Source organism: Nostoc foliaceum FACHB-393 (assembly GCF_014698505.1).
GTDB classification, from domain to species: domain Bacteria; phylum Cyanobacteriota; class Cyanobacteriia; order Cyanobacteriales; family Nostocaceae; genus Nostoc; species Nostoc foliaceum_A.
In genome coordinates, this window is sequence record NZ_JACJTD010000043.1 from 25889 (window position 1) to 44529 (window position 18641).

Genomic DNA, 18641 nt, shown 5'->3' on the forward strand with positions numbered 1-18641 from the left:
AAATTTTTATCTGCTGTGTTCGCGTAGCCCGCGTTTTGTGTTCACTCTGTTCAGAGGCGTCTCTTGCAAAGATGTTGGTTTGCCTTCCACTGAGGGGCAAAGAAAGAGTCGAAAATCAAGACTTTTGCAAGAAGTTTTATGATCTTTATTTTTTAGGTATAGTTACCCAGAGTAGATTTACGGTACGCTGATTTTCTAATTAGGCCATCTATCCCAAGAGATAAATATTTAAGAGCCATTGGGCATTGGTTGTTCTCCTTCATCTCCCCATCTCTTATTTTGGGCCCAGAAATCGGGTAGCAAAATTTTGCGATCGCGTTGGTGACAGCGCCCGTGCCTTGAGAATTGCCGCCATCAAAAAGGCGTAAGATAATACCCCAACAACTACCAACAGTAAGGCATTGATTGATCCTGTAGCATTCCACAAAGCGTGGAGAGCAGAGGCACTAAGATAACCAATAGAGAGAATTTGCCAACTTCTACTGGGTTTAAGGACAGCCAACCCGATAAAATAACCCAAGTAGCCACTATAAGCCATGTGTCCGGCTACAGAGCCTAAAATTCGCGGAATTAGTAGTTGTAAACCCGCCAGTTGGCCAGCAGCGCCTATACCCACCTGTTGCGTGACATTTTGAGTGATATCTGGCACGTATTGTCCAAGTGTTTCCAATAGAGTGAAGCCCACAGCAGAAGCCGTTCCCAGGAGAATACCATCTAGAGGTTCCAAGACTCCAATACGTTCTCGCCAAGGTGAAGGTAATCCACTGCCGATAAAATATGCGCCGATTACAGGTAATGCCTTGAGTAATTCCTCCATCAACCCAGCACCAAAAAACATCCGCACCAGCAACTCTGTGAACGTAATAGATTCTTGGGGTGAGGGCAAGTTTCCAGGTAGGACGGTGCGAAACACGAAGATAAATAGATCCAACAGCGGACTGAGCAAAATCAGCGTTGTACTCAATGCCGCAGCCATTAGCACCCACCAAGGCTTCTGTTTACCGCAAAGTTGGTAAACGAAATAGTAGGCAGCGAAGGCAATGTAAGTTGCTACGATAACTTGATTAGCTTGGGGTTGACCGACTGTAGCAAACATTAACACTACAAAGATTACGGTCAGTATTCCCGGTATGAGGTAAGCTTTACGAGTTAAATCTTTACCAGTGGAAATAATGGGAAAAAGCTGGGTGAAGCTAACAGAATCTGGCTGCTTTAATTGCGTGTGGCTGTGGTAATTTGTCGCGGAAGGTAATGGTGTAACTTGGTTAAGTGTCGTTGCCGGGGTGAGTGAGGTAAACTCGTACTCAAAAACGTATTGCGGCCCATCAGCACCGAGAGAAATGCGATCGCCTGGGTGCAATTCCTGACATTCATACAAGCGTTGTCCATTCAAATAAGTGCCATTAGCACTATTCAAATCACAAAGCACCCAGCTGAATTTGCTATCTGGGGATAGAGAAAGGGGACGAACCACTGCATGACGACGAGATACCATTCGGTACATCATGGCATCCAAGACAACTTGGCAGCTGGGGTCGCGTCCAATTACCATCTCTTTACTGGGGGGCAGCGAGTAGCGAGATTCTGATCCGAAAGCTGCCCCATTACCAGACACTAGCCGCAGAAATGCATTATGTCTTGCGTGTTTGCCTGTCATCGATAAGAAGTGCGTTTCTAAACTAATTCTTCACATAATTTGGCAGCAGGACTAACCTTAGCCACATTAACAGCAGCATTGCTAAATCCACTATAGCTTCACTTACTGCTAAGAAATTTAAAATTCTAAATGCAAAATTTTAAATTCTTTCACCTAATGTAAATAAGTATTCCATTTACTGAGAGTTTGTCCCAAACTTGGTTTATTAGACGGATAAATCAGATTGTATCTGTGGTGTACTCTTGACATCCTAGCTACAACTTAAACCTATGGCAATTTATCAAAAATAGTAGTTTTTACTGCATTTAGTTCTATTCCAAAAATATATAATTTTTGGTGGTCTGTTGTTAGCCAGTACGCTCTTCTCCCTACAGCCCTTTTCCTAAAGGAGACGCTACGCGTAGCAAGATCCCCCTAGGGGCTAATTGACTAAGCCGCTTCGGAGCAAGGAGTAGGGAAATAAACTGCCCTGAAGATCGAACCAAAAGATTTCCGGTATCTTGCCTCAAACAACTGTAGCCAGTTCTGGGTGTTCAATCTTAGTTCCAAGTACTGTGAGGAATTCTGCCAACCAATGAGGGTGAGCAGGCCAAGCTGGTGCTGTCACCAAGTTACCATCAACTATTGCCTCATCAACAGGGATATCGACATAAATCCCTCCAGCACTCTTGACATCTGGACTACAAGCAGGGTAGCCAGTACATCTCTTGCCTTGCAGTACATCGGCAGCTGCCAATAACTGCAAGCCATGACAGATGGCAGCAATCGGTTTATTCGTTTGGGCAAAGTGACGGGTAATTTCTAGCACCTGCTGATTCAGGCGGATATATTCTGGTGCCCGTCCTCCGGGAATGACTAAGCCATCGTAAGTTTCGGCTTTTATTTCTGCAAAGGTAGCATTTAAAGTGAAGTTGTGACCGGGTTTTTCACTATAAGTCTGATCACCTTCAAAATCGTGAACTGCTGTCCGCACCTTGTCGCCAGCTTTTTTGTCTGGGCAAACTGCATGGACAGTGTGTCCCACCATTTGCAATGCCTGGAAAGGAACCATCACTTCATAGTCTTCTACATAGTCCCCAACTAGCATCAAAAGTTTCTTTGCAGCCATATTTTTGTTACCCTCACCTATTAGTCAATAGTTGTATAAAGTAAATATTAATTTAGAGTCAGCGATGTTAGGCGTTAGCCTATATGCAAATTTTTGATACATTACATCACTAACTGGGCTGTAATGTATCATTTGAGGAGTGTAATGCTCCCTACAGATTTTTTCTGTTAATGACTATTGACTAATTAAAGCAGATTAAATTCTGCGATCGCTCTCTTAAAGTTTTTGTTTTCGTGTCCTGGGCGGCTGAGTTTAATCAAGGCAAAACGCTGTAAGGGCGTTAAAGCTTCCCAATGTTGCTGTGTCAGGGTTACACCTATTTCTTGAGCTTTTTCCTGGAGGCTAGGTGGTACAGTGCCAGAGTCAAGCCATGCAGGATGTGGCTCGATGGGCAATTTTGTAGCTGGTATACCTGTGCGTTGTAAAATTAATTGCTGGATATGTTCGCGGTAAGACTGAATTTCTGTTTCTGTAGTGCAAGGTAATTCGACTAAAGCTTGACGCTCGGCTGTAGTCATTTGATTCCAATCAGACAATTTTAGCTTGATACCACAAGTATCTAAATTGCAACGCACTTGCATGGGGATACAGCGCAGGGAATCAACAAAGTCTGCTTCAAATTCAAAGAATTCTGTCATAAGAAAGTATTTAAAATTCAATCATTCTAAATTAAGGATTTTTAATCATCCATAATTTTTTATATTTAAGTTACATAAATTATGAATTAAAAACAAGACTTAACTAGCGATCGCACATTAATGATTTGTCTAAAATACAGTTTAGGCTGCTGTTAAGTATTAAGTATACTATAGGACTAGTATTTAATTTTTGAAAAGATACGTAGGGTGCGTTAGCGACAGCGTAACGCACCATTCTTAAGGCTTTGGTGCGTTACGGCTTACGCCTAACACACCCTACAAATACTTAGATTTTTTCAGAAATCAAATATGATTCCTATATATTATCTCCCAAGTGATCAAAATAACCTATATCTAACTAAATTGTATGTCAGACAACAGCTTATTAAATATTTATTTTTAATAGTTAATTTTTGGAATTACTAAGACGAATTATCAAATAACTAATTGACAGGGCGAGAATAGCAATTCCTAAACCAATTATATCAATACCTCCAACTTTTTCTAAGTCAAGAATAATAATTTTTCTGGCCACAGCAATTAAAGATGTGACAATAACTAATTCAACTTGGAAAACATGTTTTCGTAAATAAGCTGTAATATTTTCTAAAATTTCTAAAGCAATTAAAATATTCAGAAATAGCCCAAATATTTTATACAATGTTGTGTTAAACTTTGCATAGGGCGCTGTAAATAATTCTTTAAGAATAAATACTCCTAAATCCCCGATCGCTACCAAAATTACAATTACCATGAAAATAGATAGAACTTTAGAAACTAGCACCTCTATGTTTTCAATGATGTGCATGAAGTTCTCATCTTTGGTAGCTCCTAGAATTTGCCTCAGTAACTTTTTCATCTGCTGCACCCAACTTTAAAATAAAATCCTATAGATAAATCTAGAGGATTAAAAAAAGATGATTTGTAATACTATCTGATTTTTATTCTTTCCCATAGCTCAACTCGACGCTAGTCAAACTTCTGGTTATTATAAATTTAACCTCTTTAAATATGGTAATTGCTATGGGTCAATAGTAGAGAGCCATAAAAAATGATAATCACTATTGGCTATTGATTATTGACTAAATTACCTATTGGTGATTATTAATTACCTTTTAAGCGGTACAGTTAGGAGCTTACCATTGTGAGGACTGGAGTTGATAATCTTTGGCTGTAACTTCTACAGAGATTGGTATCAGCTGCACAGCACAGGCTTTTAATTCTGGTTGCAGTGAATCGGGGCAAGATTCTGGATGGGTGAGGGCGTTGGCTTCGGCATTATCTGCCCACAGCGAACCCCAGTGCATGGGGACAAAAACTGTACCAGGCGCGATCGCTTTTGTGACTTTAGCAGGAAACTTAGCTTTACCCCGACGCGATCGCACTTCTACATACATACTATCTACAATACCTAACCGAGCAGCATCACGGGGATGAATTTCTATAAACGGTTCGGGATGCATTTTGCAAATTTTTTCAATCCGGCCGGTGCGCGTCTGCGTATGCCAATGTCCGTAAAGTCTTCCAGTAGTTAACACCAAAGGATAATCTGGGTCGGGTGGTTCTGCCAATCCCTTTGAGTAATATGCTCCAAATCGAGCGCGTCCGTCAGAGGTGTGAAAGCGCAAATCAGTATAAAGTCTTTTGGAATTTGAAGTTTGGAGTGAGGAGTTTGGAGTTGAAGATTCTAATTCATAACTCCTAACTCTTAACTCATCACTTTTTTCTGGATGGGGCCATTGAGTTGGGCCTTCTGATTGTAATTGCGCGTGACTGATACCCGTCATCTCGCAGGGGCGATTTTTAGTTAGTTTGACAAACTCAGCATAAACTTCAGCAGAGTTAGCAAAGGCAAATTCTTTTTCAAAACCTAATCTCCGTCCAACTTCGGCAAAAATTTCCCAATCTGCTTTAGCTTCTCTTGGCGGTTGGCGAAATGCTTGACACAAAGTTACCACCCGTTCAGAATTTGTCATTACACCAGTTTTTTCACCCCACTGGGCTGCTGGTAACAGTACGTGAGCGTAAGCAGAGGTTTCTGTAGGATAATATGCGTCTTGGTAAATAGTGAAAGGTGATCGCAATAACGCTTTTTTCGTCCGCTCTAAATCTGGCATACTCACAGCTGGATTAGTAGCCGCAATCCACAGTAACCCTACAGCATCATTTTCTAAGCCAGTAATCATATCCCAAGCAGTCAAACCGGGATTGGGCGAAATCTGTCCTGGCTTGAGTCCCCAAAAATCCTCAACTTCTGCGCGGTGCTGGGGATTTTTTACCACCCGATAACCTGGTAATAAATGCGCTAAACCTCCAGCTTCTCTTCCTCCCATTGCGTTTGGCTGACCAGTGAGGGAAAAAGGGCCAGCGCCAGGTTTGCCAATCTGTCCAGTCATCAGGTGCAGGTTAATGATCGTTCTTACCTTAGCCGTCCCTTCTGAGGATTGATTCACACCCATTGACCACAAAGATAGTACCCGCTGCGATTCACCCCAATAGCGAGCTGCTGTTTCTAAATCTTCAATGCTGATTCCACATCGATGAGCTACTATTTCTGGGGGATAGTGGCGAATCACTTCCGCATAAGCCGGAAAGTTGCTAGTGCAGTCCTCCATAAACATGGTGTCGATGTAGTCCCAGCGCATCAACAAATGAGCAATGCCGTTCAACAGGTCGATATCTGTACCGGGACGAATGGCTAAATGCAAGTCAGCGGCTTCTGCGGTTGGCGTGCGACGGGGATCAACCACAATCATTTTGACTTTGCGGTTTTTTTTGTGATATTTTGCCAGCCGATTGAAAACGATGGGATGACACTCAGCGGTATTAGTGCCAATTAAAAATGCACAGTCAGTTAACTCCAAGTCTTCGTAACAGCAGGGCGGGCCATCTGAGCCAAAGCTTTGAATATAGCCAGACACAGCACTAGACATACACAAACGGGAGTTGGCATCAAAATTATTAGTACCCAGACAGCCTTTCATCAGTTTCTGGGCTATGTAATAATCCTCAGTTTGAAACTGACCAGAACCATACATACATAAGGCTTCTGGCCCTTGGGTGAAGCGTACTGTTTGAATGCGCTGCGTGATGATATCAAAAGCTTCATCCCAACTAACGCGGCGAAACTCTTGATCTAACGAGTCTCGCACCATTGGGTAATGTAATCTATTTTTATCTAAAGATTCTGCGATCGTTGCACCTTTGACGCAAACCATACCCTGACTGGATGGATGAGCTTTATCGCCCCGCACCCGCCAAATTGGATTACCTTGACTATCTCGATTAGTTGCTTTGTTATGTTGGGCTGGGGGTGAAACTTCTAAACCACAGCCAACACCACAGTAAGGACAAAGGGTTTTGGTAAATTCACTCATGATTGTGCAACCTCAGATGTAGCGACTGTTTGAAAAGTGCAAGTTAATACAGCTTTGCGTAAAATCGTGGTGAATTGAGGGGTGAAATTTAAACGCAGAGGGGCGCAGAGTATAGCGCAGAGGAGCGAGCGCAAAGTTTGTTTGAGTCTATTCGCTACAAACTATAAGAATTTATGACAGGTTTATTCTTCTGCTAAAAATTTAGGGTTTTTAGTTGCGGTTTCTGGTAATTCACCTTCGTAAGCAGCTGCAAAGGAGCCTTTTGGTTCTTTGAGGAAGAAGGCACACATAAAAGCGCAGATTAGTGCAGCTATACCCATTGTGGTAAATAGTGTGGGAGCGTCGGTTAAGCTAAAAATTGTTAGGTAAACCACGCCGCCAAAATTACCGTAAGCTCCCACGTTGCCGGCAATTTGTCCAGTGGCTTCTTTCTTAATCATGGGTACGATGCTGTAGGTTGCACCGCAGCCAGCTTGGGCAAAGTAAGCGGCAAACATTGTAACTGCGATCGCTAGCGGAATCGGCCAGCTACTATTAATAAAATGGGCAATCAAATAACTAACACCAATGCCGACACTGATTATTGTCATTGTCCATTTACGCGAGCTAAATTTATCAGAAATTAAGCCACCGCTGGGACGAGAAACTAAATTTAAGAAGGGATAGGTAGCAGCAATCATCCCAGCGACAACATGCTCTAAAGCAAAGGTTTTTTCAAAGAATGCCGGGAGCATGGAAACAACTGCCAATTCGCTACCAAAGTTAGTTATGTAAGTGAATTCTAGTAAAGCTACTTGACCAAATTGAAAGCGTTCCGATGGAGCGTAAGTTTTTTTACCACTTAGAAGTTCTCGGTTTACCTGCCAAGCTTGGTAACTTTGGTAAGCAAACAATCCTGCTAATAGCAACCAAGCCAGATACATTTGGCTCAAAGTTAGGAAGTGAATATTCTTTTGTTCTAAGCGCCAAGCTAATAAACCTAGAGCGAAAATCAAACCAAAATTAGAGACAATTAGCGCCCAGAAGCTTTTGATACTCGTGACTTCTAGAGAACCATTTTTCTTAGGTTTCTTGTAGACTTTGCCAGTGGGTGTATCTTGGACGCTGTTGTAATAAATTACGCCGTAAATAGCAGCAATGATCCCTGTAAGTGCGATCGCAAACCGCCAGTTAGAAGCACCACCTGCGAAAAAGCTAGTAGAAACTGCAAGTATCGGTAAGGCAAACTCTGCACCAAAAGCCCCAAAGTTACCCCAACCGCCATAAATGCCTTGAGCAATTCCCATCTCCTTCGGCTCGAACCATTCCGCCACCATGCGGATACCCACAACAAACCCAGAGCCGACAATTCCCATCAGCAAACGACTGATAACTAGTTGATTAAAATCTTGCGCTAGCGCCGTCGCTAAACAAGGAACTACCGCAAACATCAGCAGGATTGAGTAGGTGATTCTGGGGCCAAAACGATCCAGAAGCATCCCAATAATGAGCCGTGCAGGGATTGTGAGAGCAAGGTTACAGATACCCAAAGTTTTGATTTGCTCTGGTGCTAAACTTAGCTCTTTGCCAATGGTTGTAGCGAAGGGAGCAAAGTTAAACCAACAGACAAAAGTGAGAAAGAAGGCAAACCAAGTTTGATGTAAGATGCGGTAGCGATCGCTGAATGAAAATAATCCTTTAAGCATTGCAATCTTCCTAATTGAAGAGGACGGTAGGGAAGCAGGGGGAGTAGGGGGAGATGAGGGAGCAGGGGGAGTAGGGGGAGCAGGGGGAGGCAGGGGAGGCAGGGGAGGTAAGGGAAGACAGTAATTAATGACTCTTGGTTCTTGTAGAGACGCGATTAATCGCGTCTACTCTTGACCAATGACTCCGTGAAGCGGTAGTTACTCATCAGCGTGAGCAAATCGGCGGAAGAGGAAGTCTAGAGCGTAGTTCCGCAGGTTATAGTATTCCGGGTCTTCCATGATGCGGCGGCGATTGCGGGGGCGGGAGAAGGGAATATTCAGGATTTCACCAATGTGAGCAGATGGGCCGTTAGTCATCATCACAACTCTGTCTGCGAGGAAAAGCGCCTCATCGATGTCATGAGTAATCATTAGTACGGTGACTTGATGTTCACGCCAGATTTGCAAGAGTTCTTCTTGTAATTCCTCTTTTGTGATGGCATCTAATGCCCCAAAGGGTTCATCGAGAATCAAGACTTGCGGACGGATGGAAAGGGCGCGAGCGATCGCAACTCGCTGTTTCATCCCACCAGAAAGCTGATTGGGTTTTTTGTCAGCCGCTTCTGTGAGTCCCACCATTGCCAAATGTTCTCTGACGATCGCCCGTTTTTCTGCCTGGGGTTTTTTAGGAAACACCGAATCAACGGCGAGATAAACGTTATCAAAGACACTCAGCCAAGGCAGTAGACAATAATTTTGGAACACCATCATCCTGTCGGGGCCTGGTTCGGTAATGGGTTTGTCTTGCAGCAGGACAATACCATCGGTGGGAGTGTTAAACCCGGAAACCATGTTAAGCAAAGTTGATTTGCCACAGCCAGAGTGACCGATTATGCAAACAAATTCGCCTTCGCGTACTTTCAGGTCAACTCCATCCAGTACGGTGTAAGGGCCTTCAGAAGTTGGATAAATTTTGCTTACACCTTCAATCACCAAAAAATTTTCTGCTTTTTTCGTTTGCAGTTGATTGATTTGGGTTTTGCTGTTAATTCCGTTTACTGTTTGCATAATGAATTTATACCAACCAATTTTTAATTACAACTGATGAAAATAGATTTTCAAGAATGAGCTATCGTTCAAAACAAATTTGAGAGTAATGGAGTTCAGAGGTTCATTAATGGAGTTCAGAGGTTCATTAATGGAGTTCAGAGGTTCATTAATGGAGTTCAAAGGCTCATTAATGGAGTTCAGAGGTTCATTAATGGAGTTCAGAGGTTCATTAATGGAGTTCAGAGGCTCATTAATGGAGTTCAAAGGCTCATTAATGAAGTTCAGAGGTTCATTAATGGAGTTCAGAGGTTCATTAATGGAGTTCAAAGGCTCATTAATGGAGTTCAAAGGCTCATTAATGGAGTTCAAAGGTTCATTAATGAAGTTTCTTGCTTTCTCGGTCTTTCCTGCCTCCTCCCTTCTCAATGACTAAATAAATACTTCTTCAATACGTATTTGCCGCTTGATTTCCAAGCTTTTGAGATACTCTATCGGCTCTGATGGATTAAAAACTTTCCCATCAAATAAGTGAACAGGGTCATCTTCTCCGATATCGAGTAAGCCGAGTTCGCGGGCAGCAGCACCAAATATATCTGTGCGACAGACTCTTTCAATTACCTCTACCCAGTTTTTTGGGAAGGGCGTTAAACCCCAACGTGCCATCTGAGTGGCCATCCACAAAATTTCAGTGCGATTGGGATAATTGGTTTGATTGAGATAAAACTGGTTGTACGCTTTGAATTCTTGTGGTTCTGTACCGTCGCCGCGATCGTAGCGATCGACGAAACCAGGACGAACATATACAGGATCTATGTCTAAGTACTCAGGACGGCAGATTATTTCTAAAATTTCTTCCCGGTTGCGGAAATCGTCACAGTATTTACAAGCTTCTAACAGTGCTTTAAGCAGAGCAAGATAAGTTTCTGGATATTTCTGCGCCCAATCTTCCCGCACTCCTAAAACTTTTTTCGGCTGTCCTGACCAAATTTCCAAAGCTGTGGCGGCAACAAAGCCTAAGTCTTGATGAACAGCAATATAATTCCAAGGTTCTCCAGCACAGTAACCGTCAATATTTCCGGCTTTGAGTTGAGAAACCATTTCCATTGGTGGAATCACCGTTAAGCTGACATCTCTATCGGGATCGATGCCGCCAGCCGCCAGCCAATAACGCAGGATTAAGTTCACCATTGAACTAGAGTGAGCTACACCCAGAGTAAGAATTTGGTCTGGAGCAGCGTTAATTGCTGTTTTTAAGTCAGCCAGATTTCTGACACCTTGGCTATACAATCTTTTGCTTAAGGTGATGGCGTTCGCATTGCGAGAGATATTTAGGGCATTGATTATAGGAATTGGTTTTTTACCACCAGCACCCAAAGTTAGGGCTAAGGGCATTCCCGCCAACATTTGGGCTGCATCTAATTTGCCAGTAACAACCCCTTGAGCTATTTCCTTCCAGCTATTTGCACGAGTGAGGGTGATATTTTCTAAACCGTACTGGGCAAAGAAGCCTTTTTCTTGAGCAACGATTAAAGGTGCAGCATCAGTCAGAGGCATAAAGCCAATTTCTAAATTGACTTTTTCTAAGCCGTTGCGGGATATGGCTACTGGTGCTGAAGTCTGCTGTGCTTTGCGTTTCTTAACCAGCTTTTGTTGGTTGAGGAAGTAAATCATTTCATTCCGCAGACTGTAATAGCTGGGATGTTTGACGACTTCCAAGCGTTGACGCGGGCGAGGGATTGGCACTTCGAGGATTTGCCCGATGTGAGCTTCTGGGCCATTAGTGAGCATGACGACGCGATCGCTCAACAAAAGCGCTTCATCTACGTCGTGTGTCACCATCACGCAAGTAACGTTGTGTTCGTTGCAGATTTTCATCAGTTGTTCTTGCAAACTACCCCGTGTTAGGGCATCCAACGCTCCAAAGGGTTCGTCTAGCAGTAATAACTTGGGACGAGTTGCTAAGGCGCGAGCGATCGCTACCCGTTGTTTCATTCCCCCAGATAACTCGCTAGGACGTTTATTCACCGCCAGACGCAGCCCCACCATATCAATATGTTCTTCGATGATGCTTCTGCGATCGCCTTTGGGCTTATCCTTGTACACTTCATCCACAGCTAAGGCGATATTTTCCCGTACTGTTAACCAAGGCAGCAAAGAGTAGTTTTGAAACACAACCATCCGATCTGGACTGGGTTCTCTAACTTCTCGCCCTTCTAAAGTCACACCTCCAACACTTGCTCTATCTAAACCTGCAATGATGTTGAGCAAAGTAGATTTACCACAACCAGAATGTCCAATTAGAGAAACAAATTCCCCTTCTTGGATTTTCAATTCAATGTTTTTTAGAGCAATATATTTGCCGCCATTCGGAAGTTCAAATACACGGTCAATGTGGTCAACTTCAACAAAAGTAGTCATTTGTTAATTCGTAATTCGTAATTCGTAATTGAGGAAGTAACTTATTTCCTATTCCCTAGTCTGGTACAACTTTGCTGGCTATAAAGCCAACCATTCTATCTAGGATCAATCCGACCAAACCAACATAAATTAGTGCGAGGATAATTTCACTTAAGTTAGTTTCTGTGGTTGTGTTGTAAGCATCCCAAATAAATGAGCCAATTCCCACGCCGCCGACTAACATCTCTGCTGCAACGATTGCTAGCCAAGATAAACCAATGCCAATGCGTAACCCTGTGAATATATAAGGAACAGTGGCAGGAAACACAACTTTTAGGAAATACTTTAATCCTTTCAAACGTAAAACTCTAGCTACGTTTACATAGTCTTGAGGAATTTGTTGTACGCCCACCGTGGTGTTGATCACAATCGGCCAAATCGATGTAATGAAAATCACGAAAATAGCTGAAGGATTCGCTTGTTGAAATGCTGCCAGAGAAATTGGTAGCCATGCTAGAGGCGGTACAGTCCGCAACACTTGGAAAATAGGATCTACGGCATTATAAAGTAACTTATTAGCACCAATGAAAATCCCCAATATAATGCCAACTATTGCTGCTAGGGAAAAACCTAAAGCAACTCTTCCTAAACTACTAAGTATCTGCCAGCCCAAGCCTTTATCACTTTCACCATTATCGAAAAATGGATCAATGATAAAAGGGTTCCAAGTTTCTGAAAATGTTTCTATTGGGCCCGGCAAACCGAAGTTAGGAGTTAAACAAACTAGTTGCCAAATCACTAGGAAAATACCTAATGCTACCAGTGGCGGCACAATTTTTTGCGAAACTAATTTATTGAAATTTTTGCGGTTATTTTTTCTGAGAGTGCGACTTCCAAGGATAGCTGCCATTACCTTCTTTCTCCAATTGCCTTTATGTAGTCAAGCGTAAAAAATAAAGTTTGTAGTAAGGACTTCAGTCCTAAAAAACCTTGCTATTAACCAATACAGTTCAGTTAAGCATTTCTTTCTTCCCTTTTTTCTCTTCCTTTGCGCCCTTTGCGTTCTTTGCGGTTCGTTAAATTAACTTTGTTTGACAAAGAGTTAAGCCTGAACTGAACCTTATTGTGCTATTAGCGATTTATCACTCACTAATAACTATAATTTTGTTGGATGCTTGATTGTGCCTAAACACTCAATCAAACTTTCTTGATTTTTAAACTTTGCAAATATTCTTCTGGCTTCTCTGGGTCAAATTTCACCCCATCAAAGAAAGTCTCAACTCCACGAGAAGTACTCTTAGGAATTTCAGAATCAGCAACACCAATAGCTTTAGCTGCTTTTTTCCACAAATCTTCTTTATTTACTTGATTAACTATTTCTTGAACCTTAATATCTTTTGGCAAATAGCCCCAGCGAATTTCTTCTGTTAAAAACCAAATATCGTGACTTTTGAAAGGATAGGAAGCATTATCTACCCAGAATTTCATCGGATGTGAAAAGTTTTGCTCAGTCCGTCCATCGCCGAAGTCAATATTGCCTTTAGACCTTTCTAAAATATCTGTAACAGCAACGTTAAAGTATTTACGATCAGAACAGATTTTGCACATCTCCTCTTTATTTTCGGCGCGATCGCACCATTGTTGAGCTTCCAAAACTGCCATCAACAATGCCTGTGCAGCATTAGGATTTTGATCAACCCAATCTTTCCGCATTGCAAAAGCTTTTTCTGGGTGATCTTTCCACAACTCGCCTGTAACTAAAGCCGAATAACCTAATTTTTGGTTGACCAATTGAGCGTTCCAAGGCTCTCCCACACAGAAAGAATCGATGGTGCTGACTTTCATATTTGCCACCATTTGCGGTGGTGGTACAGGTGATAAAACCACATCTTGATCTGGATTAATACCACCAGCCGCTAGCCAATAGCGCATCCATAAATCATGAGTGCCGCCAGGAAAGGTCATACCAAATTTCAAGGCTTTTTGCTCGGCTTTGGCAAGATTCGCAGCTTCTTTCAGCGCCTTACTTTCTAATTTTACATTCAGGTTTTTAAATTTATTTGCAACAGAAATAGCCTGACCATTAGTATTTAATCTTGCCAAAAGATACATTGGCACTTTATCGTTGATGGTCATCAAATAAGGCATGGGGCTGAGGATGTGTGCGCCATCAATACCACCGCCAGAGGAGCCGATTTTTAAATTATCACGGGTGACAGGCCAAGATTTTTGTTTGATCACCTCAACATCAGTCATACCGTATTTGGCAAAGAAACCCTTTTCTTTAGCAATAATTAGGGGAGCAGCATCAGTTAGAGCAATGAATCCTAATTTGGCTTTGGTTGTTTCTACCTTTGGCGCATTCGCTACTGTAGAGACATTGGCAGCCGGAGCCGCAGAGGGTGCATTACCACCTGTTGAGGCTGTATTGCTACCGGAAGAACAACCATGAGCCAGGATCGAAGCTGCCGCCGCAGTAGTGGTGGTTAAAATAAATTTTCTGCGCGAAATATTTTTCATTTTTCCTTGATTTTTTGTCATTTGTTAAGCACTAGCAATTAAGTAGCAAGGCGTAAATAAATTAAAGTTTGTAGTGAGGACTTTAGTCCTAATAATTCTTGCTCACTACGAACTAGGATTTTATTTCCTGTTTAATGATCCCTACCTACTAACTAACTGTTAATTACTAAAGCTTCTTGTTTGAGTTTTGCCCCAAAGTTTTTGATTAGTAATTCTTGCAATATTGGCTGCAAATCTTCGCATGGTATGCCTTTAATAATGCAAGTTCCTAAATGGGCATCTTTGCCAACTTTGCCGCCCATATATATGTCAACACCTTCCAAGGTTTTGCCATTTTTGCGAGTTTTAGTTCCCATCAAGCCAATGTCTGCAACTTGGGGTTGTCCGCAAGAGTTGGGGCATCCTGTCCAGTGAATTCGCACTGGTTTGGTGAAGGTTAAGTCTTCTTCTAAGGCTTTAATCATTTCCAGGGCGCGGTTTTTGGTTTCGATGAGGGCAAAGTTGCAAAATTGTGCGCCTGTGCAAGATACTAGCGATCGCGTCAGCAAACCTGGATCAATAGAAAACCTTTCCAGCAACGGTTCTGTTAAAAATGTTGCTAAACGCGAATCAGAAATGTTGGGGATAACGATGTTTTGCTCAACTGTAAAGCGGATTTCGCTACTGCCGTAAACTTCCGCTAGCCGGGCTATTTCAAACATATCTTCCGCATACAGCCTACCGACGGGAATGTGCAAGCCTGCGTAATTTAATCCTGGTTGTTTTTGTTTATATACCCCGATATGGTCGCGTTTTTCCCAGTCGATTTCGTCTTTTGCTGCTGCGGGTAATAATGATTTACCCAAACGGCTTTCTACTTCTGCTCGAAACTTTTCTAAACCCCATTCATCAATTAGCCACATCAGGCGTGATTTTTGCCGATTAGCACGCGGCCCATGATCACGAAAGACTTCCAAAACCGCTCTACATACAGCTACCACATCTTCTGGAAGTACCCAAGCATTCAGAGGAATCGCCGCCTCACAACGTTTAGCTGAGAAAAAGCCACCTACGAGGATGTTAAAACCGAATATTGGTGCTTGCGAAAATTCTTGCTCTGTCCCTTCCTGAAATGCTGGAACAAAGGCTAAATCGTTAATTTCAGCGTGAACTGAATTGTCTCTTCCACCTGCGATCGCAATATTAAACTTCCGTGGTAAGTTGCTAAACTCTGGGTTCCCTTCGCCTTTGTTGGTGAGCATATCTTGAATTTGCTGTACCAACTCTCGTGTGTCATACAACTCATCTGCATCCAACCCCGCCACAGGATCGCCTGTGATATTGCGGACGTTATCCATCCCTGATTGGATAGTGGTTAAACCAACTGCGTGAAATCTATTAAAGATATCTGGTAAATCTTCAATTCTGATCCCCCGTAATTGGATATTCTGTCTCGTAGTAATGTCAGCACAGCCATCATCACCGTAACGCTGCACTACTTGGGCTAAAACACGTATCTGACTGCTGGTGAGAATACCGTTGGGCATCCGCAACCGCATCATAAACTTACCTGGGGTGACTGGGCGAAAAAACACACCCACCCATTTGAGTCGATGATCCCGATCGATTTCGTCCATTGCTTCCCAGCCCAAGGCAGCAAATTTCTCTATCTCACCCCTGATGGCGAGTCCATCTTTTTGCGCCTTGAATTTCTCGAACTTATTGAGGCTGGTAGTGGTAGTTGCTGTGTCTGTCATGATCTGACTCTCAATGAAAATTACTGAATATGCTGATAATTGCTCAATATCAATCAAGCCGTAGTTTCATCAGGTGTTGTATCTACGAGGATGAGGGAATAAAAACTTAATATTTGCTTACGGTTGATTATTTTTACTTAAGAACATTCCAAGGCTAAACTCCAAATCCGTGATTAGTTAAGAAAAACTTGTCGCCATTTACATCTTGGAAATTTGTCAAGCAGGTTTAAAGAGTGTTTATGTAACAATTTCGATACTCATAAGTTAAAGGCAGATTTATGTTAAAATCGTATAAATTGTTACGGTTTTTTGGTAAAATTGCTGAAAATGAATAAATAAGATGCATTTTTTGCATCAAAGCCAGCCAATGTCCCACGCAAACCGCTTAATGATGAGTATTTGAAATGATCGAAGGGATTTTGGATTGCCATAGAGCAATTCTGAATCCAAAATTGAGTGGCAGATATTAGCTAAAACTTAGATATTATTTCAGCAGCTATGAAACGTCGTGATTTTATTAATTGGGTAGGTTTGGGTGGGATAGCAAGTTCCCTACCTATAGCGCTCGCAGCTTGTTCTTCTGGGACAACTTCAGCAACTGGAGATTGGCAAACAGTAGGAACTTCGGCAGAATTAGATAAAACAGGTCAATTGCTGGCGAAAAACTCACCTGCTGGGCCTGTGTTGGTAGTCGGTACATCTAAAAATGCAAATCTGACTGCTGTAAACCCTACCTGTCCTCACGCAAATTGCACCGTAGCATGGCAAGCTGAAGCAAAAAAATTCGCCTGTCCCTGTCATGGTTCGGAATTTGGCATTGATGGTAAAGTGCAAAAAGGCCCTGCGACAGAAGCGCTTAAAACTTACGCCGCCAAAATTGAGGGCAATTCAGTTGTAGTCAAGCCAAGTTAAAATAATTCGTAATTCATAATGGGCTTCGCCCCGCTACGCTAACGTAATTCGTAATTCGTAATTTTTAATATGCACTTTAGTGCTTAAATCAGAGATGAAGCAGCTGTTCAAAATTTGTATAATGATGTACTAAAATGCAGAGTAAGGGCAGTTAAAAGCAGCGATTTATTTACGAATTTGTACTTTTATTGTATTCATATAATTCACAATTCAGGGTATGGTGAGTAATATCAATCAGCTTTTAGTGCAAGCCCAAACAGCACATGATATGGCTGATTGGTCATCACTCATTCAATATTTACAACAATTAATTTTAGGGACAGATTCGGAACATCTAGAGATAGTTAAAAATCAAGAATATCTGCTGACATTAGCATTTTCAATGTTAGAGATGGGGGATTTTCAACAGCGCTGGGAAATGACCAAGATGTTGACTCACTTGGGGAATATTGCCATCCCACCACTCATTGAGATATTAGAAGATGAAGACGCAGAAGAAGAATTGCGTTGGTATGCAGCACGGACTTTAGGCGAATTTCAGCACCCAGATGCGATCGCACCCTTAGTTGAATTATTGAAAACCGATGAGGATGAAGAAATTAAAGCGATCGCAGCTACAGCACTAGGGCAAATGGGTACTGTTGCGATCGCTGCACTCTCTGAACTTTTATTAGATGAAGATACAAGGCTTTTAGCAGTGCGATCGCTTTCCTATATTCCCCAAACGGAAACCATCACACCGTTATTGAGTGTAGTGCAAGATTCACAAGCAATAATCCGCACTGCTGCAGTTGAAGCCCTCAGCAGTTTTCATGACGAACGTGTGCCACCAGTATTGTTAATCGCCTTGGATGATATAGCTGCCACCGTTAGGCGTGCAGCAGTGCTTGGTTTAGGTTTTCGCCCCGACTTACGCGAAGCATTAGATTTGGTGACAAGACTGCAACCCAAGCTTTACGACTTTAATCTTGATGTTTGTTGTGCAGCCGCAGTTTCCCTTTCCCGGATGGGTTGTGATGATGCAGCCCAGCAATTATTTAAGGTGTTAATATCACCTCATACACCGCTACCACTGCAATTAGAAACCATCCGCGCTTTGGTTTGGGTGGGGACACCATCGAGTTTGGAATATTTGCAAACAGTATTTAATCAAATCACTTCAGAGACACTTTGGCAAGAAGTTGTTACAGTTTTGGGGCGTGTGCAAAAGCCGCAAACTACACCAGCTGTAGAAATATTATTGCAAATACTGCGATCGCAGCATCCAGCCACAGAAACTGCTAGCTTTAAAAGTGCGATCGCTTTATCCTTAGGGCAGTTAGGCGAAATGCAAGCTATTGAACCATTGATTTCGCTGCTAGCTGATCCTAATGCATCGGTGAGACTACATGCGATCGCTGCACTGAAAAATCTGGATAGTGAAGCCACATATCAACAATTGCAGCAGTTAGCAAATAACACCGCACTCACACCAGATTTACAACAAGGAATAGCGATCGCTTTGTCTGAGTGGTAATTTTTCTCAATGGCCGCATTGATGTGCATCAAAATAATTCATATTTATTAATAATTTGTCACGGAA

14 protein-coding genes are annotated in these 18641 nt (G+C 42.3%); 3 read left to right on the top strand and 11 right to left on the bottom strand.

What is annotated here, in order from left to right; all coding sequences use genetic code 11:
* Positions 1 to 274: 274 nt before the first annotated feature.
* The 7 genes from H6G92_RS26940 to H6G92_RS26970 all read right to left on the bottom strand — a co-directional run bounded on the left by H6G92_RS26940 (position 275) and on the right by H6G92_RS26970 (position 9512).
* On the bottom strand, positions 275 to 1657 hold the full coding sequence (locus H6G92_RS26940; protein WP_190897933.1) for a PrsW family glutamic-type intramembrane protease: 1383 nt from the start codon (positions 1655 to 1657) through the stop codon (positions 275 to 277).
* 505 nt (positions 1658 to 2162) lie between these two features.
* Positions 2163 to 2765: a DJ-1/PfpI family protein gene (locus tag H6G92_RS26945; protein ID WP_190897935.1), complete on the bottom strand. Its 603-nt coding sequence runs from the start codon at positions 2763 to 2765 to the stop codon at positions 2163 to 2165.
* 185 nt (positions 2766 to 2950) lie between these two features.
* Positions 2951 to 3403, bottom strand: coding sequence for a nitrate reductase associated protein (locus H6G92_RS26950; RefSeq protein WP_190897937.1), 453 nt, complete (start codon positions 3401 to 3403; stop codon positions 2951 to 2953).
* A gap of 406 nt (positions 3404 to 3809) precedes the next feature.
* Entirely contained in the window at positions 3810 to 4262 is a 453-nt protein-coding gene (locus tag H6G92_RS26955) for a phosphate-starvation-inducible PsiE family protein (RefSeq protein WP_190897940.1), read from the bottom strand.
* Between the two features lie 277 nt (positions 4263 to 4539).
* Positions 4540 to 6780 (bottom strand): molybdopterin oxidoreductase family protein, encoded by a 2241-nt coding sequence (locus H6G92_RS26960; protein ID WP_190897943.1) that lies wholly within the window; start codon positions 6778 to 6780, stop codon positions 4540 to 4542.
* A 182-nt stretch (positions 6781 to 6962) separates the two neighbouring features.
* Positions 6963 to 8465 (bottom strand): NarK family nitrate/nitrite MFS transporter, encoded by a 1503-nt coding sequence (locus H6G92_RS26965; RefSeq protein ID WP_190897947.1) that lies wholly within the window; start codon positions 8463 to 8465, stop codon positions 6963 to 6965.
* A 198-nt stretch (positions 8466 to 8663) separates the two neighbouring features.
* On the bottom strand, positions 8664 to 9512 hold the full coding sequence (locus H6G92_RS26970; RefSeq protein WP_190897949.1) for a nitrate ABC transporter ATP-binding protein: 849 nt from the start codon (positions 9510 to 9512) through the stop codon (positions 8664 to 8666).
* Between the two features lie 79 nt (positions 9513 to 9591).
* Here H6G92_RS26970 and H6G92_RS26975 point away from each other — a divergent pair, with 79 nt between their 5' ends.
* On the top strand, positions 9592 to 9927 hold the full coding sequence (locus H6G92_RS26975) for a hypothetical protein (protein ID WP_242059320.1): 336 nt from the start codon (positions 9592 to 9594) through the stop codon (positions 9925 to 9927).
* On the opposite strand, the gene H6G92_RS26980 is transcribed toward H6G92_RS26975, so the two are convergent.
* The 4 genes from H6G92_RS26980 to H6G92_RS26995 all read right to left on the bottom strand — a co-directional run bounded on the left by H6G92_RS26980 (position 9924) and on the right by H6G92_RS26995 (position 16147).
* Positions 9924 to 11912, bottom strand: coding sequence for an ABC transporter ATP-binding/substrate-binding protein (locus tag H6G92_RS26980; protein ID WP_190897952.1), 1989 nt, complete (start codon positions 11910 to 11912; stop codon positions 9924 to 9926). The two genes, H6G92_RS26975 and H6G92_RS26980, sit on opposite strands and share 4 nt — an antisense overlap.
* 55 nt (positions 11913 to 11967) lie before the next feature.
* The gene (gene ntrB / locus H6G92_RS26985) at positions 11968 to 12801 is read right to left on the bottom strand and encodes a nitrate ABC transporter permease (RefSeq protein WP_190897954.1); all 834 of its coding nucleotides are present in this window, start codon (positions 12799 to 12801) and stop codon (positions 11968 to 11970) included.
* Positions 12802 to 13088: 287 nt separating this feature from the next.
* The gene (locus H6G92_RS26990) at positions 13089 to 14411 is read right to left on the bottom strand and encodes a CmpA/NrtA family ABC transporter substrate-binding protein (RefSeq protein ID WP_190897956.1); all 1323 of its coding nucleotides are present in this window, start codon (positions 14409 to 14411) and stop codon (positions 13089 to 13091) included.
* A gap of 152 nt (positions 14412 to 14563) precedes the next feature.
* Positions 14564 to 16147, bottom strand: coding sequence for a ferredoxin--nitrite reductase (locus tag H6G92_RS26995; RefSeq protein ID WP_190897959.1), 1584 nt, complete (start codon positions 16145 to 16147; stop codon positions 14564 to 14566).
* A 498-nt stretch (positions 16148 to 16645) separates the two neighbouring features.
* On the opposite strand from H6G92_RS26995, the gene H6G92_RS27000 reads away from it, so the two are divergent.
* On the top strand, positions 16646 to 17059 hold the full coding sequence (locus H6G92_RS27000; protein WP_190897964.1) for a QcrA and Rieske domain-containing protein: 414 nt from the start codon (positions 16646 to 16648) through the stop codon (positions 17057 to 17059).
* A 217-nt stretch (positions 17060 to 17276) separates the two neighbouring features.
* Positions 17277 to 18575, top strand: a complete 1299-nt coding sequence (locus tag H6G92_RS27005) for a HEAT repeat domain-containing protein (protein ID WP_190897970.1) — start codon at positions 17277 to 17279, stop codon at positions 18573 to 18575.
* Positions 18576 to 18641 lie beyond the last annotated feature (66 nt).